The sequence below is a fragment of the Acinetobacter sp. 243_ASPC genome (assembly GCF_001054715.1).
Taxonomy (GTDB): domain Bacteria; phylum Pseudomonadota; class Gammaproteobacteria; order Pseudomonadales; family Moraxellaceae; genus Acinetobacter; species Acinetobacter soli.
Genome location: NZ_JVOR01000079.1, coordinates 1 through 23,079 on the forward strand (window position 1 = coordinate 1; position 23,079 = coordinate 23,079).

23 protein-coding genes are annotated in these 23,079 nt (G+C 43.1%); 12 read left to right on the forward strand and 11 right to left on the reverse strand.

The annotated features are described in order from the left end of the window. Positions 1-352 precede the first annotated feature (352 nt). Positions 353-997, forward strand: coding sequence for a TetR/AcrR family transcriptional regulator (locus ADA42_RS08400; protein WP_048764644.1), 645 nt, complete (start codon positions 353-355; stop codon positions 995-997). A 21-nt stretch (positions 998-1,018) separates the two neighbouring features. Here the strand turns inward: ADA42_RS08400 and tcuB are convergent, their stop codons facing one another. The 6 genes from tcuB to ADA42_RS08430 form a co-directional block, all read right to left on the reverse strand. Next, positions 1,019-2,167, reverse strand: a complete 1,149-nt coding sequence (gene tcuB, locus ADA42_RS08405; protein WP_048764645.1) for a tricarballylate utilization 4Fe-4S protein TcuB — start codon at positions 2,165-2,167, stop codon at positions 1,019-1,021. Continuing rightward, the gene (tcuA, locus tag ADA42_RS08410; RefSeq protein ID WP_048764647.1) at positions 2,157-3,563 is read right to left on the reverse strand and encodes an FAD-dependent tricarballylate dehydrogenase TcuA; all 1,407 of its coding nucleotides are present in this window, start codon (positions 3,561-3,563) and stop codon (positions 2,157-2,159) included. Before tcuA ends, tcuB begins: the two co-directional genes overlap by 11 nt. A 103-nt stretch (positions 3,564-3,666) precedes the next feature. Next, positions 3,667-4,596: a LysR family transcriptional regulator gene (locus ADA42_RS08415; protein ID WP_048764648.1), complete on the reverse strand. Its 930-nt coding sequence runs from the start codon at positions 4,594-4,596 to the stop codon at positions 3,667-3,669. A 131-nt stretch (positions 4,597-4,727) separates the two neighbouring features. Further along, complete coding sequence (locus tag ADA42_RS08420; RefSeq protein ID WP_048764651.1) at positions 4,728-5,522, reverse strand: substrate-binding domain-containing protein; 795 nt, start codon at positions 5,520-5,522, stop codon at positions 4,728-4,730. Positions 5,523-5,611: 89 nt separating this feature from the next. Next, entirely contained in the window at positions 5,612-6,922 is a 1,311-nt protein-coding gene (locus tag ADA42_RS08425; protein WP_004925205.1) for an MFS transporter, read from the reverse strand. A gap of 268 nt (positions 6,923-7,190) precedes the next feature. Beyond that, on the reverse strand, positions 7,191-8,120 hold the full coding sequence (locus ADA42_RS08430) for a LysR family transcriptional regulator (protein WP_048764665.1): 930 nt from the start codon (positions 8,118-8,120) through the stop codon (positions 7,191-7,193). A gap of 217 nt (positions 8,121-8,337) precedes the next feature. On the opposite strand from ADA42_RS08430, the gene ADA42_RS08435 reads away from it, so the two are divergent. From ADA42_RS08435 to acnD, 5 genes are all read left to right on the forward strand, one after another. Beyond that, the gene (locus tag ADA42_RS08435) at positions 8,338-8,721 is read left to right on the forward strand and encodes a VOC family protein (protein ID WP_004948859.1); all 384 of its coding nucleotides are present in this window, start codon (positions 8,338-8,340) and stop codon (positions 8,719-8,721) included. A 294-nt stretch (positions 8,722-9,015) separates the two neighbouring features. After that, positions 9,016-9,696, forward strand: a complete 681-nt coding sequence (locus ADA42_RS08440) for a GntR family transcriptional regulator (protein WP_004948854.1) — start codon at positions 9,016-9,018, stop codon at positions 9,694-9,696. Between the two features lie 23 nt (positions 9,697-9,719). Continuing rightward, positions 9,720-10,604: a methylisocitrate lyase gene (prpB, locus tag ADA42_RS08445; RefSeq protein WP_004948851.1), complete on the forward strand. Its 885-nt coding sequence runs from the start codon at positions 9,720-9,722 to the stop codon at positions 10,602-10,604. 216 nt (positions 10,605-10,820) lie between these two features. Then, positions 10,821-11,978: a bifunctional 2-methylcitrate synthase/citrate synthase gene (gene prpC / locus ADA42_RS08450; RefSeq protein WP_004948850.1), complete on the forward strand. Its 1,158-nt coding sequence runs from the start codon at positions 10,821-10,823 to the stop codon at positions 11,976-11,978. Continuing rightward, positions 11,978-14,611: a Fe/S-dependent 2-methylisocitrate dehydratase AcnD gene (acnD, locus tag ADA42_RS08455; RefSeq protein ID WP_048764653.1), complete on the forward strand. Its 2,634-nt coding sequence runs from the start codon at positions 11,978-11,980 to the stop codon at positions 14,609-14,611. Before prpC ends, acnD begins: the two co-directional genes overlap by 1 nt. Positions 14,612-14,746: 135 nt before the next feature. Here acnD and ADA42_RS08460 read toward each other — a convergent pair whose 3' ends face one another. Beyond that, the gene (locus tag ADA42_RS08460) at positions 14,747-15,031 is read right to left on the reverse strand and encodes a hypothetical protein (protein WP_048764654.1); all 285 of its coding nucleotides are present in this window, start codon (positions 15,029-15,031) and stop codon (positions 14,747-14,749) included. A gap of 80 nt (positions 15,032-15,111) precedes the next feature. After that, the gene (locus tag ADA42_RS08465; RefSeq protein WP_048764655.1) at positions 15,112-15,501 is read right to left on the reverse strand and encodes a hypothetical protein; all 390 of its coding nucleotides are present in this window, start codon (positions 15,499-15,501) and stop codon (positions 15,112-15,114) included. A gap of 541 nt (positions 15,502-16,042) precedes the next feature. Here ADA42_RS08465 and ADA42_RS18020 point away from each other — a divergent pair. Continuing rightward, positions 16,043-16,186, forward strand: coding sequence for a zinc ribbon-containing protein (locus ADA42_RS18020; RefSeq protein WP_004939665.1), 144 nt, complete (start codon positions 16,043-16,045; stop codon positions 16,184-16,186). Between the two features lie 331 nt (positions 16,187-16,517). On the opposite strand, the gene ADA42_RS08470 is transcribed toward ADA42_RS18020, so the two are convergent. After that, positions 16,518-16,685, reverse strand: coding sequence for a hypothetical protein (locus tag ADA42_RS08470; RefSeq protein ID WP_228127985.1), 168 nt, complete (start codon positions 16,683-16,685; stop codon positions 16,518-16,520). A gap of 363 nt (positions 16,686-17,048) precedes the next feature. Between ADA42_RS08470 and ADA42_RS08475 the strand changes: the two genes are divergently transcribed. After that, positions 17,049-17,927, forward strand: coding sequence for an alpha/beta fold hydrolase (locus ADA42_RS08475; RefSeq protein WP_004939657.1), 879 nt, complete (start codon positions 17,049-17,051; stop codon positions 17,925-17,927). Between the two features lie 202 nt (positions 17,928-18,129). Beyond that, a complete protein-coding gene (locus tag ADA42_RS08480) occupies positions 18,130-19,011 on the forward strand; it encodes a DMT family transporter (protein ID WP_048764666.1) in 882 nt (293 codons plus the stop codon). An 81-nt stretch (positions 19,012-19,092) separates the two neighbouring features. On the opposite strand, the gene ADA42_RS08485 is transcribed toward ADA42_RS08480, so the two are convergent. Together ADA42_RS08485 and ADA42_RS08490 are read right to left on the reverse strand one after the other, a co-directional pair. Further along, positions 19,093-19,788 carry a tetratricopeptide repeat protein gene (locus ADA42_RS08485; protein ID WP_004948838.1) on the reverse strand — a complete coding sequence of 232 codons (696 nt, stop codon included), beginning with the start codon at positions 19,786-19,788 and terminating at the stop codon, positions 19,093-19,095. A gap of 181 nt (positions 19,789-19,969) precedes the next feature. After that, the gene (locus ADA42_RS08490; protein WP_004939646.1) at positions 19,970-20,608 is read right to left on the reverse strand and encodes a LysE family translocator; all 639 of its coding nucleotides are present in this window, start codon (positions 20,606-20,608) and stop codon (positions 19,970-19,972) included. An 89-nt stretch (positions 20,609-20,697) separates the two neighbouring features. Here ADA42_RS08490 and ADA42_RS08495 point away from each other — a divergent pair, with 89 nt between their 5' ends. The 3 genes from ADA42_RS08495 (at position 20,698) to ADA42_RS08505 (ending at position 23,020) form a co-directional block, all read left to right on the forward strand. Continuing rightward, positions 20,698-21,621 carry a LysR family transcriptional regulator gene (locus ADA42_RS08495; protein ID WP_004948835.1) on the forward strand — a complete coding sequence of 308 codons (924 nt, stop codon included), beginning with the start codon at positions 20,698-20,700 and terminating at the stop codon, positions 21,619-21,621. An 82-nt stretch (positions 21,622-21,703) separates the two neighbouring features. Next, a complete protein-coding gene (locus ADA42_RS08500) occupies positions 21,704-22,327 on the forward strand; it encodes a TetR/AcrR family transcriptional regulator (protein ID WP_004939640.1) in 624 nt (207 codons plus the stop codon). Between the two features lie 3 nt (positions 22,328-22,330). After that, the gene (locus ADA42_RS08505) at positions 22,331-23,020 is read left to right on the forward strand and encodes a type 1 glutamine amidotransferase domain-containing protein (RefSeq protein ID WP_004939637.1); all 690 of its coding nucleotides are present in this window, start codon (positions 22,331-22,333) and stop codon (positions 23,018-23,020) included. The last annotated feature ends 59 nt before the right edge of the window (positions 23,021-23,079 follow it).

Here is a 23,079-nt window from a genome sequence, read left to right on the forward strand (position 1 = left end):
GTGTGAGTCCTCCGTGAGTTCGAATCTCACCGCTTCCGCCAAATACAAAAAAAGCCCTGAAAAAATCAGGGCTTTTTTATTTTAAGCGTTGATGCTGATGCAGCATAGTCTATCTAAAATGTAAATCTGGAGTTTCATCGCACATTTTAGATTGCCGTTGTGAATTTTGAAATTTCGTTTTGACTGAATCAAAAAAACAAAATATCTTCATCGTGAATCAATCATCAAATGAAAACCAAAAAATAGAGTGTCAACATAAGTTTAATTAAGCCAAATTGGCTTTTCTCCATACTTTTTATACAATTGATTTATAAAATAATAATGAAAATTCTCATTTAACGATAAATCCGCTATGGCCAACAAGATCGCGTCGAAATCATTAAAGACATTAGAGCGGCGTCACCTCATTATCGATAAAACACTGGCATTGATTGCGCAAAAAGGAATAGATGGCGTTTCAATTGCGGAAATTGCCAAAGCCACCAGTTTGGGTCATGGTCAAATCTATCGCTGTTTCCAAGATAAAAATGAAATTTTAAAGCAGGTGATTCAGCAGGTGACGCAAAAACGTCTGATTCTATTTCATTTGGGCAATCATGACATTCATAAAAAAGCTAAAGAAATCAGTACAATTTATCAGAGCGATTTAACTAATGATGAAGTGAGACTGATTTATGAATTAATGAAATTAAACCAGCAACATCCACTCTTTGTGTATGCAAAAGAAGCAGATGACAGCTTGACAGAATTTGGTCTACAAATGCTGCGCTTTAAATATCCGCAGGCCACTGAAGCACAGATTGTGGCCTTATCGGAAATAGTGGCGATATTTACAGAAGGAAGTTTACTTCGCCGTTTACACGGCTTTTCCAGTCGTGCCGACATTGAGCGACTCGAACAGATGTTTGTGGTATGTTTAAACGCACTGGATGAAATGCTCGATGTGCCTCAGCACTCATCAACTGCTACAACAGGTCATGAATCAAATTTCAGATAATATCACTTGATTCTTTTGAGCTTAAGCTGATGTGTCCTGTTGGGTGGTATGCTGGCGTGTTTCAATGGCAAATTTGAGTAAAGATGCGCTGCGGTAAAAACCATGTGCGAACTTTCCAAAAGGCATGGTAATAAAGAAAGTCATGACCGTGGCTAAGTGGAAAATCAGTAAAAGCGCCATGTATGGAGAATTACGAAATGCCATGAGAGCTAAGCCTGAAGCACTGACTAAAATTAAAAGGAAAATAAAGCCTCGATCTACAGGTTTTTGCTCGCGGTCACCATGTAGTGGATGGCGTTTAAGATTTAAATAGAGCAGGCCAGATGGCCCAACCACTAAGCCGATTCCACCCAGCGTACCCAAAATAACAGGCAAGCTTAGGTAAGGATAAGGTGCATGGAGGTTAAGGAAATAGTGATATAAAGTCGCTACACCTGTGGCTGCAAAGCAAAGCATAAAGCCATAAAACGTCAGGTGATGGAACACACGACGAATGTGTGTGTAACGGTCATCTTGCTCATTACAGCCTTTGCCATGTCCACCATCTAAGTATTTAAGCGTGAACACATTTTGAGAGGCTTGAACCAGATCGGGTTTCTCAACTTTACCGTGAATAACGTTAGATGTTTGTCGCCAAAATTTACCAATTCCAATACCGAGTAAAACAATGGCAACGCTAAAGGTAGCCCCAAACAATAGAGCCAAAAAGTTATGCGGGAAAATCGCATAGAAATTACCTTGATAGCCTGTAAACAGGTCGGTACCTTTGTACCGCACCACAGCGAGCATACATAAAAAGAAAATAAGTGTTAATACCGAAACAAAAGGAATTCCCACAGATTTATAAAGTCGCCCTAAAGGCTGCGGGGTCGCAAACTCTTGGTAAGTTTCTAAACGTACTTGCGCCATCGCTTTAGGAATGTTTACCCCAAACTCGTGTGGCGGGGCATATTGGCAAGCGTGTAAACACGCACCACAGTTATGGCACAGGTTTGCGAGATAATGAATATCGGCTTGATTAAACTCAAGGCGCTTGGTCATGGCGGCAAACACGGCACAAAACGACTCACAGTAACGACAAGCATTACAAATCTGTAGCGCTCTTTGAACTTCCTGCTCATGCTCAGAGAGCTGAACAACTGGGATTAGGGCTTGAGTACTAGCATTCATGTTCAACTCCTTGTGATAGTGCATAGCGGGCTGCATTTTTTCCGGCAATGCGTCCAAAGGTCGTGCCGATCGACATGCCAACGCCTGCAGTATAACCCTGACCAAGTACGTTACCTGCCATCATTTCACCTGCCACAAATAAGTTGCGGCTGGTTTTATTGTTAAAACGCACAGCAGCATCATCTTCGACTTTTAAGCCTAAATAAGTAAAGGTAATGCCGGGTTTAAGCGCATAGGCATAGAAGGGCGGGCGATCGAGCGGAACGGCCCAATGGGTCTTGTTGGGAACGATATTTTGAGTGGTACAATCGTCTAAGATCGTATGGTTAAAGGTGCCTTGTACGCAGGCTTCATTAAATTCGTCTACGGTATGGCATAAGGTTTTTGCATCTAACCCGATTTTTTCGGCCAGCTCTTGAATGCTATTTGCTTTTACCCCCGCAAACACAGGTGGCATAAAGCGACCAATGGCTTTTGAATCAATAATGGAATAGGCGATTTGCTGTGGCTGTTTGGCCACCAAGCGACCCCAAATCGCATAACGTTTTGGCCAGAAGTCTTCGCCTTCATCGTAAAAACGTTTGGCCTTGTTATTAACCACAATTCCCAGTGAAACGCAGTCAATACGGGTGCAGATGCCACCGTCATATAACGGTGCGCGTGCATCTACAGCCACACAGTGCGATTGCGATGGATCACCAATCATATCGGCGCCTTGATTGATCATAAATTTGAGTAAGTTGCCTTGATTAAAGCGGGTTCCACGGATAATGAAATTATCGGCAGGCCATTCTCCGTTTTCATTTTGTCCCCATGCTGCCCTTAACCATTCTAAATTTGACTCAAATCCCCCGGCGGCCAATACACAGCTTTTTGCTTGAAACACACGGCCATCTTCTGCAATTGCGGCTTCAAAATGTCCTTGGTTTAACTTTAGATCTTTAATTTTTGTGTTGTATAAAATCTCAATGCCAAGTTCTTGGGCACTACGGTAATACGCATTAATGAGGGCTTTACCGCCACCCATAAAAAAGGCATTGGTACGTGCAACATGCAAAGCACCCGATAGTGGCGGCTGAAAATTCACACCATGTTTACGCATCCAGTCACGACATGTTGCCGTGCTACGAATGACCAGACGAGCTAAGTGTTCATTGGTTTTGCCAGCAGTGACTTTAAGTAGGTCTTGCCAATATTCTTCTTCCGGATAGGCATCGACCAGTACATCTTGAGGAGCATCATGCATGCAACGAAGGTTACGAGTGTGTTGTGAGTTACCACCACGCCATTCTTTAGGCGCTGCTTCTATGACAAGCACAGAAGCTCCGCTTTCTTTTGCTGTGAGTGCGGCACACAGTGCGGCATTCCCACCACCAATCACAATTACATCATGCATGGATTTCTCCCTTTCTCAGCTATGGCTAATTTAGCTTTAAAAGGGAAGATGCAGTGAGAGGCTAAACTTGAATGGGTGTTTAGTAAAAATAAACACCAAACGCTTAAGTGTTTATGAGTTTCGCACCGGGCCAGCGCTTTTCTTGAATCAAGTTGGTCACACAAGCACGAATCACTACTTTAGTGGCTAAGGTGGCAGGCGAGAGTTCTTCTTCAGACAGACTAATCAAATAGTTAATACGCTCAATAGCAGGTTCTACAACGCGTAGCAAACATAGGTCTTGTCGCGAGTTTAACGATGCGCCCGCAGGTTGAATGGTTGCCATTTCGAGTTGGCTGATACTTTCCATCAGCAAATGCAGTCCATCAATTTCATAGGCCACTTTAAGCTGATGAATTTTCTGTTCGAGCAACAAGCGCAGTCCATGTCGTTGGCTCGGTAAAATCAGTGGAAGTTCTTTTAGTTGTGGATGGGTAATAGTTTGAGTGTCGATACAGCTTTCAAGGTGGTACTGGTTCAGCACTTCTTTAGGCGAAATTAAAAACATTTGTTCTTTGACTAAAGGCTGTATCGCCCATTGTGGGTCTACATCGTCACTAAAGATGATTGCAGCATCGAGTTGTCTTGCATTAACTAAAGCTTTTAAATCACCCGATAATCCTTCTATTAAACGGACTTTAATGTCGGGGTAACGATTTCTCATGAGTTTTAAAAAATGTGTGCCAATCACAGCCGCCACACTTGGTGAAAAACCGACGGTCACATGACCACTTAAGCGTGAAGAATGCGCAGAATCTACGGCATGCTCTAGGTGCCTGAGCGCCAGTTGTACTTGTTGAAAAAATGCTAAACCCGCAGGGGTGGGGACTGTACCTAAAGTAGTACGTTGTAAAAGGCGAATAGAAAGCTCGCTTTCTAATTTTGAGATTTGCTGACTTAATGCAGAAGTGCCAATATCGAGATTTTTTGCAGCTTTACCCAAACTTCCAGACTCGATCACGGCAATGAAATACTTTAATTGTTTGAGTTCCACGGCAAATACTACATTGTCCTTTGTTCATTATTCTACACGGGTTTATCGCTTTGTATTTTGTTCTATCAGGCTGCGTAAACCGCCGAAAGAATAAAGACAACATCTTCTCAAAATGCTGCCTTTTAGAGCTTTTATTGTTTAACCTGCTCAAGACCCTGTTCTTCAATCGTTTGTGTCGCTTGAGGCGATTTTACAAATTGAATCAGTTCTTTTGCTGCTTTTGCATGTTCAGAGTTTTTACCAATGCCAGCAGCAAATATCGTGACTTTTTGGTAAGGCGCAGGAATCGGGCCGACCAAATCAACTTGACCATATTGGCCAGTAAACGGTTTGATTTCACTAATTTGCTGGAAGCCAATATCAAACTGTCCTTCAGCAATACGTTTTGCAACGCGGTCGCCGACGACTTTTTCTGCTTTACTCGAAATTAATTTGTATTCGACCAGTGGAAAGCTTGGAAAAACATCTTTTTCAAGGTGTGTACCACTCGCACTTGCTGAATAGCCAATGTGCTTGGCATTGAGTAAAACTTGTTCAAATTTTGCCGCAGAGCTAATGTCTGGCTTTGGTGCACCTTTGGGAACAGCCATGCCAATACTTGAATTGACCAGAGCACGTTGTGAATCTGGATCGACATACCCTTTTTCTGCAAGCTTACTGAGTTCTGGAGCAGCCAGCACCACCACATCAAAACGCTCACCACGATCGAGACGGTTTGGAATTGCAGTGGGCGATGCACCCATAGATGAACCAGAAGACAGATGAACTGTGTGACCAGTTTGTTTTTCAAATAATGGAATGAGTTTTTCCATAGATGAATAAAAACCGCCAGAGCTGATCACTTCGAGCGTGTCTGCATGGGTGAATGTAGAGCCTAAACCTGCACCAGCTAAGCACATACTCAATACAATCGGAGATTTTTTCATAGTAACTCACTTGAAGGACACAAGAACACAGCACGGTTGCAATATGCACGCCGTGCTGTTCATTAAAATTTTCAAATGATGCTGATGTGTTAGACACTCAGTTTTGCCGGTTCAACAACTGCGTCAGGATTGTTCTTTTTAGCACCACGGCATAAATACAGGCTTGAGATCAGGCTACATACGGCAGCAAACATGAGCCAAAAAGCCGGAGTGCTTGGGTTGCCAGTGTGCTCAACCAAGAAGGTGCAGGCCATCGGCGTCATGCCACCAAAAATCGCAGCGGCAAGACTAAATGCCAAAGAAAAGCCAACTGTACGTACGCGTTTTGGCATTACTTCTGCCAGCGTGGCAACCATGGTGCCGTTATACAGACCAAAGAAGAAAGAGAAGTACGCAAGTGCAATGATCAGGTTGGTAAAACTAATGTCACTGACCAACCAGCTTAAAACCGGATAACTGGTAAAAATTGCAAGTGTCGTAATGCCGACCAGCACAGGACGACGGCCAATTTTGTCGGAAAGCAAGCCACCCATAGGTAACCAGAAGAAATTGGATAACCCTACAAATACAGTCGCTAAAAGGCTATCTGTGATCGACATTTCTAAAGTACGTTTTGCATAGACAGTGGTGTAAACCGTAATGAAATAGAACGTGGTCGTGGTCATGGCACTCATCATCATACCAGCCAGTACAATGCGCCAGTTACTTGCAAGCGTGCTAAAAATTTCTTTGGTCGTTGGATGGGTTTTTTGTGCTTTAAAGTCTTCTGTTTCTTCCAGCGTACGACGGAACACAAAAATAAGCGGAATGATCAAACATCCAATTAAAAATGGAATACGCCAGCCCCAGTCACTGACCTGAGCATGGCTCAATACCGAATTCAGCCAATAACCCAGTAACGCTGCAAATACTACTGCAATTTGCTGGCTACCCGATTGCCAACTGGTAATAAAACCACGGTTTTTGTCTGTGGCAATTTCGGCCAGATAAATCGATACACCACCGGATTCAACACCGGCAGAAAAGCCTTGCAATAATCGTCCGATCACCACCAAGATGGGTGCAATGATGCCGATCGCATCGTAACTTGGAACAAAGGTAATTAAAATAGTACCCAGTGCCATTAAACTTAAAGTGATAATCAGACCTTTACGACGCCCCACGCGGTCGACATAGGCGCCTAGAAAAATCGCCCCCAACGGTCGCATTAAAAAACCTGCCGCGAATACGGTAAAGGTCATCATAAGTGAGACGTATTCATTTTCTGAATGAAAAAACTTGGCTGCAATATAGGTTGCATAAAATCCAAAAAGAAAAAAATCATATTGTTCTAAGAAATTGCCACTGGTGACATTTAGAATTTTTTTAAACGTAGCACTACGTTTAGCAACTTGTTCCATTAAGACCTCCTTGGTCTGAAAAATGGAAACCATCACGTGTCTCTTTTTTTATGACCGCATGGTTCGTCTTAAGGTGTCGTATTGATCGTGACACAACGTCATGCAGATATTTTGGTAAGAGAGGGTGATACCGTGTTTCCAGTTCAAACGACTTATCAAAGTTTGATAAAGAACAATTCATTTACCATGTGGCAGAAATGTACGAGGAAAAACAGAAAAGGAGTGAGAGTCTAAAAGTAATTGGGTATTTAAAAAAATTAATGACCCTTTATAAAATGAGTTCGGAACACGGCCAGATTTGTGCGCGAATTAATTCTTTTACACAGGCTTTAATGGCTGATTTAGCTGCCAGTGCTGCTGGCGAAAGCTCTTCTTCTGCCAGACTGACCAGATAATTAATCCGCTCGATTTCAGGATCAATCACTCTTAAGAGCTGGATCTGGTGCTTGTATTTCTGTAAACAAGCACTTCCTGGCCGGACACTGGCCAGATCCAGATGAATCAGGCTATCCATGAGCAGGTGTAAACCATCAATCTCATACACCACATTGAGTTGACCAATTTTGTGTTCGAGTAGTTTACGTAAACTGTGGCGCTGTCGGGGGAGGACCAGTGGAATATCCCCAATTTGCTGTGACTGAATAATGCCTGTTTGCAAACAATCCGACAAACCATGTTTGATCAGCACTTCTTTTCGTGCCATCAGATACATTTGTTCTTTAACCAAGGGCTGAATGGCCCATTGCTTATCAATTTCATGAGTAAAAATAATGGCAATATCAAGCTGGCGCGAATTAATTGACTGAATCAGATTGCCTGACAGCGTTTCGACAATTTCTAGGCGAATATCCGGGTAGCGTTCAGACATTAATTTCATTAAAGGGATGCCAATCAATGCACTGATGGTTGGCGGAAAACCCAAACTCACATGACCAGACAGACGTGCTGAGTGCGCTGCATCAATCGCAAAATTAATCTGACGCAAAATTAATTGAGAGTGTTTTAAAAAAGCAAGACCTGCGGGGGTTGGGGTCACACCAAATGCATTACGTTGTAATAAACGAATGCTGAGCTCTTGTTCTAGCTTGGTAATTTGCTGACTAATGGCAGAAGCACCAACATCTAACTTTTGAGCGGCTTTACCAATACTGCCTGCCTCAACCACGGTTGAAAAATATTTGATTTGTTTGATTTCCATACGCAGCGTTTCGCTCATGATCCATGCAAATACTGGACTGATACTGCCATTTTGGCAGCCAGTTATACCGCATCATAGCAGGATTAAAAAACGCAACAAGCCACAGATTCTTCATTTGACCTATTCACAACTGCGCCGTGGTGCGCTTATGATCAAAAATATATTCCATGACTTTTCACGTATCTGGTTTTAAGAGTATTCAGGAGATCGTTGCAACATGCACATTTCACATTTAGATCATTTGGTTCTAACCGTGCAAGATATCGAAGCCACATGTGAGTTTTATGCACGCGTGATGGGTTTTGAAGTTATTGTATTTGGAGACAATCGTAAAGCGCTTAAGTTTGGTCAGCAAAAGATCAATTTACATCAGGCTGGAAAAGAGTTTGAGCCTAAAGCTGAGCATCCGACCAAAGGCTCAGCCGATTTATGTTTTATTGCTCAAACGTCGCTTGAACAGGTGATTGCGCACTTAAATGCCGAGCAAATTGCAATTTGCGAAGGGCCTGTGAATCGTACCGGAGCTGTAGGCAGTATTCGTTCGGTTTACATACGCGATCCAGATCTAAATCTGATTGAAATTTCAAACTATACCGATTGAGACCTTAAATTTACGCCGTGTCGGGTTGAATGTGATTCTGCGAGAATAACTCGTCCTGAATCCAGTTTAAATAAAACTACACCAAACTGTTTACACTTTGCGAACTTCGACTTAAGTCTAAAAGATAACTTGATACGCAGTATATTTAAATAAATTAATTATTTTCAATGAATTAATAGTTTTAATGCTAAAAAAGTAAACGTATGAGTTTTTTATATTGTCGACAATGTGATTGCAATTTGCGATATCTGTGCGTATTTTAACAACAGCATCGTCGTAATTGTTGACATCATCATGACCGAACTTCTTGAGCCAGCCGCGCGCGCAAGTACACAAGAAACCCTGACCGATCAGATTTTTAAAAAAATTCAATCGGCGATTGTCAGTGGTGAAATCGCAGCGGGCAGTAAAATTTCGGAGCCAGAATTGGCACGTGTGTATGGCATCAGCCGCGGACCTTTGCGAGAAGCCATTCATCGGCTAGAAGGACAAAAACTGGTCGAGCGTACTGCGCATGTGGGCGCGCGGGTGGTATCGCTGTCACATCAGCAATTGCGAGAGCTCTATCAGATTCGTGAAAACCTAGAAGGTCTGGCTTGCCGACTAGCCGCGCAAAGCATCGACAAACAGCAAATCTTAAATTTGCGTGACGTATTGCATCTGCACGCGCAAGATCCCGATTTCAAAGAAGGTAAGGGCTACTATTTACAAGAAGGCCAAGACGATTTTCATTACTGCATTATTAAAAATTGTGGCAACAAAACCTTGGAAAAAATGCTCTGCGATGAACTCTATCATTTAATTCGAATGTATCGGGTGCAGTATTCCAAAACTCCGAATCGTCCGCACAGAGCACTGTCTGAACACTTACATATTTTAAACGCGATTGCCGAAGGAGATGCTGAACTGGCAGAACTTCTGATGCGCCGGCATATCGCAGCATCGTATCGCAACATCGAACAACATTTTATTTAATTGACAGGGAGAGAGACCAGCACATGTCTACAGTATCAGCAGGACAAAAATTTAGAGACGCGGTCGCCAGTGAACGCCCATTACAGGTGGTGGGTGCCATCAATGCCAACCATGCCTTATTGGCCAAACGTGCAGGCTATAAAGCCATTTATTTGTCGGGTGGTGGGGTTGCGGCGGGTTCGCTTGGTTTACCCGATTTAGGTATTAGCAATTTAGATGATGTACTGATCGATGTGCGCCGTATTACGGATGTATGCGATTTGCCTTTGCTGGTCGATGCCGACACAGGCTTTGGCGCTTCAGCATTTAATATTGCCCGTACCACCAAATCGCTGATTAAATTTGGTGCTGCCGCCATGCACATTGAAGATCAGGTTGGTGCCAAGCGTTGTGGTCATCGTCCAAATAAAGCGATTGTGAGCCAAGAAGAAATGGTCGACCGGATTAAAGCGGCGGTCGATGCACGTACCGATGAAAATTTTGTGATTATGGCACGTACCGATGCACTGGCTGTCGATGGTTTGCAAGCTGCGATTGATCGCGCAGGTGCGTATATCGAAGCCGGTGCAGACATGCTATTTCCAGAAGCCATTACCGAGCTTGTAATGTATAAGCAATTTGCACAAGCGACTGGCGCACCCATTTTGGCCAATATTACCGAGTTTGGTTCTACGCCACTATTTACCACCGATGAACTGGCCTCTGCCGATGTCAGTCTTGCGTTGTATCCACTCTCGGCATTTCGTGCCATGAACAAGGCAGCCGAAACGGTTTATGAAACCTTGCGTAAAGAAGGCACACAAAAGAATGTGGTCGACATCATGCAAACGCGTAAAGAGCTGTATGAGCGCATTAACTACTATGCATTTGAAGACTATTTAGACAACGCATTTGCGAAAAAGAAATAAACAAGCCCGCTTTGAAAAGAAGCGGAAACGATGGTCTTGACCATCGTGAGGGCGGTATGGATGCAGCTACATTGGACGGCCTTGCACTGCTTTTAAAGCGATTAAAGCTCTGATGAGGCGCAAGGCGAAGTGGTTAATTTCGAAATAAGAAGTGAAAATGGTACGACTCCATCGTGCCTAATAAATAAATTCAGATCGATAGGAAAGGACAATCTTATGAGCTCAAATGAAACAACAACAGGCTTTAAACCAAAAAAATCAGTTGCCTTAAGTGGACAAGTGGCAGGCAACACCGCGCTCTGTACCGTCGGTCGTAGCGGTAACGACTTGCATTATCGTGGCTATGACATTTTAGATCTCGCCGTAGGCAGCCAGTTTGAAGAAGTGGCACACTTGCTGGTACATGGCAAATTACCAAATCAAGCTGAGCTTAAAGCGTATAAAGCCAAATTAAAGGCACTTCGGGGCTTACCGGCAGCACTCAAAACCGCACTTGAACAACTTCCGCCGTCTGCTCACCCCATGGATGTGATGCGTACGGGCGTGTCGGTATTGGGCTGTTTAACCCCAGAACATGAAGACCATAACGAAGCTGGCGCAAAAGACATTGCCGATAAACTTATGGCCAGCCTCGGTTCGATGCTGTTGTACTGGTATCACTTTAGCAACAATGGGCGCCGTATTGAGGTCGAAACCGACGACGACTCAATCGCTGCGCATTTCCTGCACTTGTTGCATGGCGAAAAACCATCTGAAGAATGGATTCAGGCCATGCACACCTCACTCATTTTGTATGCAGAGCACGAGTTTAATGCATCTACCTTTACCTCACGCGTAGTCGCCGGTACGGGTTCAGATATGTACTCGGCCATTACCGGTGGAATTGGCGCACTACGTGGTCCTAAACACGGCGGTGCCAATGAAGTGGCCTTTGTGATTCAGCAACGTTATGACAATGCAGACGAAGCTGAGGCAGACATTCGAAGCCGTGTAGAGAAGAAAGAAGTGGTGATCGGATTTGGTCATCCGGTTTATACCGTATCTGATCCGCGTAATGAAGTGATTAAAAAAGTGGCCTACGATTTGGCGCAGTCCCAGCAAAACACCAAGATGTATTTGATCGCGGAGCGTTTGGAAGCCGTGATGAAAGAAGTAAAAAACATGTTTCCAAATCTCGACTGGTTTAGTGCGGTAAGTTATCACCTGATGGGTGTACCAACAGCCATGTTTACACCATTATTTGTGATTGCACGTACCGCAGGATGGTCGGCGCACGTGATCGAGCAGCGTCAAGACGGCAAGATTATTCGTCCAAGTGCAAACTATACCGGCCCAGAAAATCTCGAATTTAAACCGTTGGCGGAGCGTGACTAATGTCAAATCCATATCGTAAACCGTTGCCCAATGCTGCACTTGGCGATACCCCGCTGGACTATTACGACGTGCGTCAGGCCGTTGAAGATATTCAGCCAGGCGCTTACCAGACATTGCCTTATACCTCAAAAGTGCTGGCCGAGCAGTTGGTTCGTAAAGCAGATCCTGCGCATCTGACCGATTATTTAAAGCAGTTGATCGAACGCCGTCAGGATCTAGATTTTCCTTGGTATCCGGCGCGTGTGGTCTGTCATGATATTTTAGGTCAAACCGCGCTGGTTGATCTTGCGGGCCTGCGTGATGCCATTGCAGATAAAGGTGGCGATCCATCTAAAGTGAATCCAGTGGTGCCGACGCAACTGATTGTCGACCATTCGCTTGCGGTCGAATATGGCGGATTCGATCCCGATGCCTTTGAGAAAAACCGTGCGATTGAAGACCGTCGTAACGAAGACCGTTTTCATTTTATCGAATGGACCAAAACGGCATTTAAAAATGTCGATGTCATTCCTGCCGGAAACGGCATCATGCACCAGATCAATCTGGAAAAAATGTCGCCGGTGGTTCAGGCATGTGATGGTGTAGCTTATCCAGATACCTGTGTCGGCACCGATTCACATACTCCACATACTGATGCATTGGGTGTTATTTCGATAGGTGTCGGTGGCTTAGAAGCAGAGAACGTGATGCTGGGCCGTGCTTCTTGGATGCGTTTGCCTGATATCATTGGCGTCGAGCTGGTCGGGCAGCGTCAGGCCGGCATTACCGCGACCGATATCGTACTGGCTTTAACTGAATTTTTACGAAAAGAACGCGTGGTCGGGGCATATCTGGAGTTTTTTGGCGAGGGAGCCGACAGCATGTCGGTGGGTGACCGTGCCACCATTTCAAACATGACACCAGAATATGGCGCCACCGCAGCCATGTTTTACATCGACCAGAACACCATCGACTATTTGCGCCTGACAGGCCGTGAAGATGCACAAGTGGCATTGGTTGAGCAATATGCTAAAGAAATCGGTCTTTGGGCATCTGAAATGACTCAAGCCGAGTACCCGCGTGTACTTCGTTTTGATTTATCTACTGTGACACGCAACATTGCAGGCCCATCTAATCCGCATGCCCGTGTTTCAACCGCCGACTTGGCAGCAAAAGGCATTGCAGGCAATTTAGATGCAGCCAAAGCACAAGAAGCAGAAGGCTTGATGCCAGATGGCGCCGTCATCATTGCGGCGATTACCTCTTGTACCAATACCTCAAACCCACGTAATACCGTGGCCGCAGGGCTACTCGCACGTAAGGCCAACGAGTTAGGTTTAGTTCGTAAGCCTTGGGTAAAATCTTCTTTTGCACCGGGGTCAAAAGCGGCAGCGCTTTACCTAGAAGAAGCGGGCGTACTCAAAGACTTGGAACAACTCGGTTTTGGTATTGTGGCTTATGCCTGTACCACGTGTAACGGGATGTCTGGCGCGCTTGATCCGGCCATTCAGCAAGAAATTATCGACCGCGATTTGTACGCAACGGCTGTACTTTCGGGCAACCGTAACTTCGACGGGCGTATTCATCCATATGCAAAACAAGCATTCTTGGCATCTCCACCACTTGTTGTGGCATATGCAATTGCCGGCACCATTCGTTTTGATATCGAAAAAGATGCACTCGGCATGGACCAAAACGGTAACGCCATTTACCTCAAAGACATCTGGCCATCCGATGCCGAAATAGATGCACTGGTTAAAGAAGCGGTGAAGCCTGAACAGTTCCGTAAAGTGTATATTCCCATGTTTGATCTGGGTGAGGTTGAACAAGCCGAAAGCCCACTATACAACTGGCGCCCACAAAGTACCTATATTCGACGTCCGCCATATTGGGAAGGCGCGCTGGCTGCACCACGCACTTTGACCAATATGCGTCCGCTGGCAATCTTGGGTGATAACATCACCACCGACCATTTATCGCCTTCAAATGCGATTATGATGGATTCGGCAGCAGGTGAATACTTGTATAAAATGGGCGTACCAGAAGAAGACTTCAACTCATACGCAACCCACCGTGGCGACCACTTGACTGCACAACGTGCTACTTTTGCTAACCCGAAATTGTTTAATGAAATGGTGGTACGCTCCGACGGTACCATTAAGCAAGGTTCAAAAGCGCGTGTCGAGCCAGAAGGCGAAGTGATGCGGATGTGGGAAGCCATTGAAACCTACATGAACCGTAAGCAACCGTTAATCATTGTTGCTGGTGCAGATTATGGTCAGGGGTCTAGCCGTGACTGGGCAGCAAAAGGTGTACGCCTTGCCGGTGTAGAAGCGATTGTGGCCGAAGGCTTTGAGCGTATTCACCGCACTAACCTTGTAGGTATGGGCGTGTTACCGCTTGAGTTTAAAGCAGGTGTAAACCGTAAAACCTTAAAACTCGATGGTACAGAGCTATATAGCGTGATTGGGAATGTTGCACCGCGTTCGACTTTAACTTTGGTGATTGAGCGTGCTACAGCGGATGGTAAAGAAGAGATTCTGGAAGTGCCTGTAACGTGCCGTTTAGATACTGAAGAAGAAGTGTCTGTATATGAAGCGGGTGGGGTGTTACAACGTTTTGCGCAGGACTTTTTACAGGGGCAGGTGGCTTGATATTTAGTCTATAGTTGATTGAATTTTGTTCTAAATAGCCCTATCTTGATGATGGGGTTTTTTATTAAGAATAAAATAATGTTCCTATTAAATATTAGCTATTTTATTTAATAATTTTTTTCATAAAAAAATTATTTATGAGTTGTTTTCTAATCGACTATGACTTTTCTTTATATGTATCTTTTTTATTTTTTCTTCCAAAGACCAAGTGGATGTTTCATTTAGATTTTTCTCTATCTGAGTAATTTTCTCCCAAAATTGTTGAGGATATCCTTTAAGTGGAGATTGAATTGCTAGAGATATTAGTTCACTTAGAGTTTTAACAACTATAAGCCATTTATTTATATCTACAATACTAATTTTTTCTATTTTTACAGTTAGATCCTGATTAATTTCAGAATTTTTTGAATTAAATGCCACTGCCCATTGTCCATGAGCTATCTTATTCCTTAATTCAGAAGGTTCTTTTAAATGTATATCTATAATATTATTTATTTTTCTTATACTATTAGGGAAAAATTAGATTTCTTTCCTATACTTTTTTTCGCACTTATTTCAAAAGCCTTTTTCCACGCCTTAATAATGTTTTCTTTTTTTTGAGTTTTAAAAATTTGACCGATTTCATCTTTTGTAAAACCATTGCAAGTGTAAATTAATTTTAGAAATAAAGCCTCGGTATAAGCGGTGTAAGCAAGAATGGCTAATTTTGTTAAAGACTTAATTTCTTTTTGACAAGAGGAGGTTAATTGGCCATTATCTAGTAGATTTTTAGAAATTAGAGAATTAATACTTCTATTTAGGATAGAGTAATTTTTACCTGTTTCTTTTACATTTAAACATGCAGATCTATAAAAATCGTGGTGATGATTATTAATAAAGGCTTGACTCATGTATAAATATGACCAAATTAATTATAATAAATTTTTTGCTATCCGGAATCGAACCGGAATCTCAAACGTGAGTTTGCGTGTTACCATATTACGACCATAGCATCACCGCACATTTTATAAAAAATTTAGTATTAGTCAATAGAAATAATAAACTAAACTAATTGTTATTAAAAATAATTCTTATTTAAGAGTGTTAAATAAAAAATTTAAGCGTGGGTTAGAAGTCAAAAAAAAGCCCAACATCCTGTTGGGCTTTTTTCGTATTTCGTTACTAGGTATAACTCCTGTTGTACCTCACGTCCTGATGCTTAAACTTATTGTTGTTGTTTTATGTTTCGGAACGTCCTGCTCCTGTATGACTTTAGAATAGACCTAGAGCAGCAGGCTGCCAATCCGCAAAATCCCTAAAATAATGTACGTCAAAACGTACGAAGCTGCACTTCGCTATTAAATCATGACTGTTTGTCAGAAAGGTCAATATATAATCAAAAGTATCAAGCTATAGTATATATACCATTTCTAAAATATATGGAGAACAAAAATGGTTACAGCTGGCGAAAAACCTGGAACAGGCTTCTATTTTTGTGTCCAATGCGGACATCGCGTTTACTTAGAAATTGGTACAGATCGACTACCTCCGTGTACCAAATGCCTTGGCAAGCAATTTAGCAGTAAGCTTGCCTAAGCCGCATAATACAAAACAGCTATCCGCTATTTTGAAAAATCCCTGTCAACCGACGGGATTTTTTTATTGATAATACATAGCCATCATTCAAATAAGCAAAAAAAAGCCCGACATCCAGTCGGGCTTTTTTCGTATTTCGTTACTAGGTATAACTCCTGTCGTACCTCACGTCCTGATGCTTAAACTTATTGTTGTTGTTTTATGTTTTGGAACGTCCTGTTCCTTTATGACTTAAGAATAGACCTTTACCATTGGGCTGCCAATCCGCAAAATCCTTAAAATTTTGTACGCCAAAGCCTACAAAATTTTATTTCACCATTGGGCCTTTGGCTTAAAAGAATCGTTTAGTACGTTTGGGTTTGGTCGAGGCAATACTTTTACTGGTTTGCACAATTACTTTTATGCCGCCTTCAACAAATTCGTATTTAGACAGCTTGAAATGTAGGTTTTCATTTAAAAAAGTCCACATTGCCATGATAGAAGGAAGTTGTATGGTCATTTCAGTTTTCATGAGTGTACTGTTCTTATTTATGATGTCGCCAATTTAGCATTGCTCAAAATATTTCAATAGTACAAAGCTGTTATACAAATAATGCACTCGCGCAACAAAACGTTGATTTTTCTTTCTATTTGTAATTTTATTTTAATTTAAGATATCAGTAGCATAGTGCTAAGGTGACGTTTTTTAAATAGTAATATCGGTATGAAATTTAATCTATTAACGGTACTGTTCTCCCGCACTCACCGAACGTGAACAAAGACTCACGTACTGTATAAAATCTACACATTAAACCCTCACCAGAAATGATCATTCAGCTTTAGATTGATAGACCAATGCATGCTCTTTACTTAAGGAAATAACATGTCACTTTACGAAAATCAATACAATATAAGCGCTGAAAACACTGCAAATAAAACCAATAAAGCAAAATTATATGTCAAAGACTGGGGCCAAGGAGAGCCTGTGGTACTGATTCATGGTTGGCCGTTGTCTTCAGACAGTTGGGACTGGATCGCGATTAAACTAGTCGAAGCTGGCTTTCGTGTGGTGAGTTATGACCGTCGTGGTTTTGGTCGTTCAGAGCAAACATGGTCGGGTTATGACTACGATACTTTTGCCGATGATTTACGCGGTGTAATTGAAGACAAACAGCTCACCAATGTCACTTTGGTGGGGTTCTCTATGGGAGGCGGCGAAATTGCACGTTACTTGAGTCGCCATCAAGCCAAAGATATTAAACAGGTGGCTTTAATTTCTTCAGTCGTGCCGTTTTTATTAAAAACCGATAATCATCCTGAAGGTGTAGACGGCTCAGTCTTTCAAGGCATGATTGAAGGCATCTTAGATGAACGTCCAAAGTTTTTTAATCACTTCTTTAAAGATTTTTATGGTGTAGGCCTTCTAAGCCATGCGGTCAGTGATGAATTTATTAAATGGAATACCCAAGTGGCGATGCAAGCCAGTTTGAAAGCCACAGTCGATTGTGTAAGAGCCTTTGCCTATACAGATTTCAGACCCGATCTGGCCGCTTTTACCGTGCCAGTGCTGGTGATTCATGGAACAGCGGATAAAACTGTTCCGATTGGGATTACCGCACATGCGGTGCAAAAAGCGTTGCCGAATGCCAAACTCATCGAGTATGTAGATGAGCCACATGGTGTGTTAGCGACGCAACAAGAACGCGTAGCGCAAGATTTGCTCGATTTCTTGGGTGTACAGCATTCAGTCGATCGTTTTTAAGTAGGCAGTGTAAGCTTTTTTACTCATGCTATAAAACATCGAAAAAAACCTGCTCTTTAAAGCAGGTTTTTTTTATGAGGGCGATCAACTTCAGCAAAACAAACGTTATTTTAAAATTCGACTTAAAACGCTTAAACCATGCTCGAAACTTTGACCACAATCCAGTACATTACAGTATTTTTTTGAATTGCATATGGGGCCTATGGCGATTGTCTGGATTTTATTTACGTTGATGGCGGCATTTATGCAGGCGTGGCGTAATGCATTTCAAAAGCAGCTCAGTAGTAGTGTCGATATCTATGGCACCACCTTGGCCCGATTTTTATTTTCGCCAGTATTTGCATTGAGTTATCTTGCTTTTTTATATCATCAGCAGCCTATCACTGCGCATGTCAGCTTTTCTCCAAAATTTTGGCTGTGTATTGTGATTGCTGGAGTGAGCCAGATTTATGCCACCGCCTTAATGGTTAAATTGTTTCAGCAAAAAAATTATGCCATTGGGGTGGGGCTTGCCAAAAGTGAAGCGATTTTGGCCGCTTTGGTGGGGGTATTGTTTCTACAAGAGCATCTAACCGCATGGGGCTGGGTGGGCGTATCGATTGGTGCAGTTGCGGTATTTCTACTCAGTAAAGGTCGGCAGCAGAGTGAATTGTCGCTAAAAACCCTCATGATTGGTTTGGGAAGTGGCCTGTGTTTTGCCATTACATCACTATTGGTACGTGAAGCCAGTTTAGAGCTCGACATGCTACCATTTTTACATCGCTCTGCGTGGGTGCTATGTAGTCTGATCAGTTTTCAATGCATCATCATGCTGTTGTATCTGGGAATCTTTAGCCGACAAACGCTTTATCATATGTGGCAACGAATTGGACTAACCTTTAAGGTCAGCGTTTGCAGTTTTTTGGCGTCTTTGGGGTGGTTTAGTGCCATGAGCATGCAAACCGTTGCCATTGTTAAAACGTTAGGGCAGGTCGAGATTTTATTTAGTCTCTTAATTTCAGCTTTCTTTTTTAAAGAAAAGCTCGCCAGAACAGACCATATGGGTTTGTGGCTGGTGCTTGTGGCCGCAATTATGGTGATTTGAACTTAACCGTAAATAAAACTTTGATCACTCCATTGCGTTTATTGCAAGGTATGCTCATTCTGATCATGTATTACAGGATGTTTATTTGAGTCCTTTTAATACCTGCTTGGCATCTGAGTCACCTGCATCGGCAGCGCGTTGTAGCCATTTTTTGGCAAGAGGCAGATTTTTTGCTGTGCCTTCTGCATTTAAATACATAATGCCTAAATTATACTGTGCATCTTTTTCACCGTTTTCGGCTGCTTGTGTGTACCAGTACAATGCATGTGTATCATTTTTCTGGACGCCTTTACCGTTAGAATACATTTGCCCCAAGCTGTATTGTGCAGGCGGGTAGTGCTGCTGTGCAGATTGACTCATCCAGTTAAAGGCTTCTTGTGCATTTTGTGGGGTTCCTCGCCCTTCGCGATACATATGAGCGACTACATATTGCGCTTTGGCATGGCCAAACTTGGCTGCCCGTTTAAAATAATCGAGTGCGCGTGCTTCATCCTTTTTCACTCCCTGACCGACCAAATACAACATGCCAAGACTGTACTTGGCGCCTACGCTGCCATTGTCATCGGCGCGAGTGAGCCACTTGAGTGCTTCGGCATTATTAAGCTGAACACCTTGTTCACCACTTAAATGCATCATACCGTAATGATACTGCGCGGTGGCTTTGCCAGCCTCGGCCTCTTTACGAATATCACTGACGCTCGGTTCAGACCATGCTGCTACGCTAAGCGTACAAGCAGCAATCAAAATAATAATTTTTCGCTGGACGTAATTGCGCATATCAAAACATCTTCTTGTGTTTATTGTGATAAAACTTTAACCAAAATTTGAATGAATCTGCAACAGATGACTGTGAAATGGTTGGTCGCATGGTTTGTGATGCGCCAAGAAATAAAAAAGAGAGATGGGTTGTCTCTCTTTAAATGTTTTATCGTTATGCTGATTAAGCGCGCGGTTAAATCTATACGCTGGTCATGATCAGTTTGATGGCCATACCCATTAGCACCACACCAATGCCGCGTTCTACCACGGTTTCACGTTTTAAAAATGCCTGACGGATGCTGGCACGTGAAAACAGTAAGCTAACCAAAATAAACCATAAGGCGGTCACCACACACATCCAGACACCATAAAAAATCTGGATATTGGTAGGGGTATTCGGGCTAACCAAGGTCGTAAAAATAGCCAAAAAGAAAATGGTGGCTTTGGGGTTGAGTGCATTGGTCATAAATCCGGTACTGATGGCCTGCCATTTACTCATTTTTGTATGCGCAGATGCAGGCTGCTCCAGATCAATCACGCCGCTAGATTTACTGGTAATCAGTTTCCAGCCCAGATAGCACAGGTACAATGCACCCGCAGATTTAAACAGCAGCATGAGCCACTCATTTTTTTGGATAAAAAATCCAACGCCAACCAAGGTATAAAGTACATGCACCGAAATTCCCATGCCAATACCAATTGCGGTCAGGCAGCCAATAAGGTGGCCATAGCGTAAACTTTGACGCACACTGATCGCAAAATCGGGGCCGGGTAAAATCACCGCCAGCAGGTGAACAATCGCTAAACTTAAAAATTCAGGCCAATAGTGTGTCAGCATCGGAAAGGTCACAAAAATTTGTTAAGGCTTAGTGTAAAAAAACATGTAGATGATGATAATCTAGTAAAAATTCAAATTATTTTTGCTTCATGAGCACAAATCAAAGTATTCATTATTTGCAGGAAATGGCCATTTTTGTAAAAGTGGTGGAAACGGGAAGTTTTTCTGAAACAGCCCGTCAGATGGGCGCTACACCGTCTGCGATTAGCCGTGCAATTTCTCGTCTGGAAAAAGTATTGGGCACGCGTTTGCTTCAGCGCACAACGCGCAAGTTACGTTTAAGTGAAAGTGGCCAGCAGATTTATGTCAATTGTCTCGACATGGTCAATGCTGCGCAGGCCGTAATGGAAAGTTCAGGGCAGTTTCATAGTGAGCCGCAAGGTACAGTACGTATGAGTGTACCCAAAGCGGTGGGGCATTTTATGTTGCATCCGCATATGCCAGAGTTTTTTCAGCGTTATCCAAAAATTGATGTCCAGATGCTGCTCGAAGATCGTTATGTTGACTTTATCGATGACGGTGTCGATCTAGCCATTCGTATCACCGATCACCCGCCGGGTGGGTTAATGGGGCGGCGCTTGATTGAAATTAATCATCTGCTTTGCGCCACGCCGCAATATTTAGCCGAGCACGGTACTCCCGAACAGCCTCAAGACTTAAAACAGCACTCGTGTATTTATTTGGGTGAACAGCCCAGCGATTCGAAATGGAAATTCCAGCAAGGCTCGAAAACCATTACGGTACAGGTGAGCGGACGTTACTCGGCCAATCACACGGGCATCCGTTTAGATGCTGCACTTAAACATATTGGCATTGCCAGCCTGCCGTATTTTGTGGCAAGACATGCCTTGCAAGACGGTCGGCTGATTCAGGTATTGCCAGACTGGTATTTTAAAACCTATTACAGTGGTGATGCATGGTTACTGTATCCACCCACGCGACATTTGCCGCCAAAGCTTAGTGTGTTTATTCAATTTTTGGCAGAAAAACTTGCTTTAGAACCAACACTTTAAATGACTCATTGAGTATCTGGCTTTACATAGAAGAAATCTGACGTATAATCATAGACGACTGGTCTATTTTATTGTGAAGGTCATGACAACACATCAAGCGCAAAAATCTGAAGCGAAACGGCAACATATCCTCGATACCGGATTTAGTTTGGTCTTACGTAAAGGATTTGTTGGCGTGGGTTTGCAAGAAATTTTAAAAACTAGCGGTGTTCCAAAGGGTTCTTTTTACCATTACTTCGATTCGAAGGAAGTCTTTGGTTGTGCTTTACTCAAGAACTACATATCCGATTATCAAATACGTTTAAATCAGTTGTGGGCCAGCGAGCAGTCTGCACGAGACAAATTACTCACGTATTTTCAATGCTGGATTGAAGATCCTTCTACCCAAGACAGTTGGGCCGAATCTTGCCTGATTGTAAAAATGGCCGCAGAAGTTGCAGATTTATCTGAAGACATGCGACTGATTATGGATGAAGGTGTGAAGCGTTTGACCGCGCGTATGGCGGACTTGATTGTGCAAGGGCAAAAAGAGGGCTCGATTGCTTCTGTACAACCGGCACAGAGTCTTGCACAGGTCATTTATCAGATGTTTTTGGGTGCAGCATTGCTCAGCAAACTGCACAAAGAAAAGACGCCTCTTTATCAGGCGCTTGATGCCAGCAAAGCCCTTTTAACGGGATGTCAGCATAACCAACAGGAAAAATAATCAATGAAAATTTTAATCATTCTTACCTCACATAGTCAGCTTGGTTCTACAGGCAAAAAAACCGGTTTTTGGCTAGAAGAATTTACCTCGCCGTATTATGTATTTAAAGATGCAGGTGCCGAGCTGGTATTGGCATCTCCTCAAGGTGGACAGCCACCGCTAGATCCAAAAAGTGACGATCCGGATGCTCAAACCGACTCAACCCGTCGTTTTAAAGAAGATCCAGATGCACAGCAACAGCTTGCCAATACCATTCCGCTGGCGCAAATCAATCCAGATGATTTCGATGCTGTATTTTACTCGGGTGGTCATGGCCCGCTATGGGATTTGACCAACGATCCGCATTCGATTCGTCTGATCGAGCAGGTCACTCAAGATCAAAAACCATTGGGTTTGGTATGCCATGCGCCAGCAGTGCTTAAAAATGTAAAAACGCCAGAAGGCGGCTCGTTTGTAAAAGGTAAGCATGTAACTGGTTTTTCAAACAGTGAAGAAGAGGGTGTACAACTGACTGATGTTGTACCGTTTTTGATTGAAGATGAATTTAAGGCCCAAGGCGCACATTATGAAAAAGGTGCAGATTGGCAGTCCTTTACCGTAAAAGAAGGCCTATTGGTGACGGGTCAAAATCCCGCCAGTTCTGAAGCTGTGGCAGAGCATTTGCTCAAACTATTGAGTCAGCGTAGCGCCTAAGTGCGCTGCCGATATGGCCACATTTCATCCTTCTTTAATTCTTGTTTAAACTTAGGAAA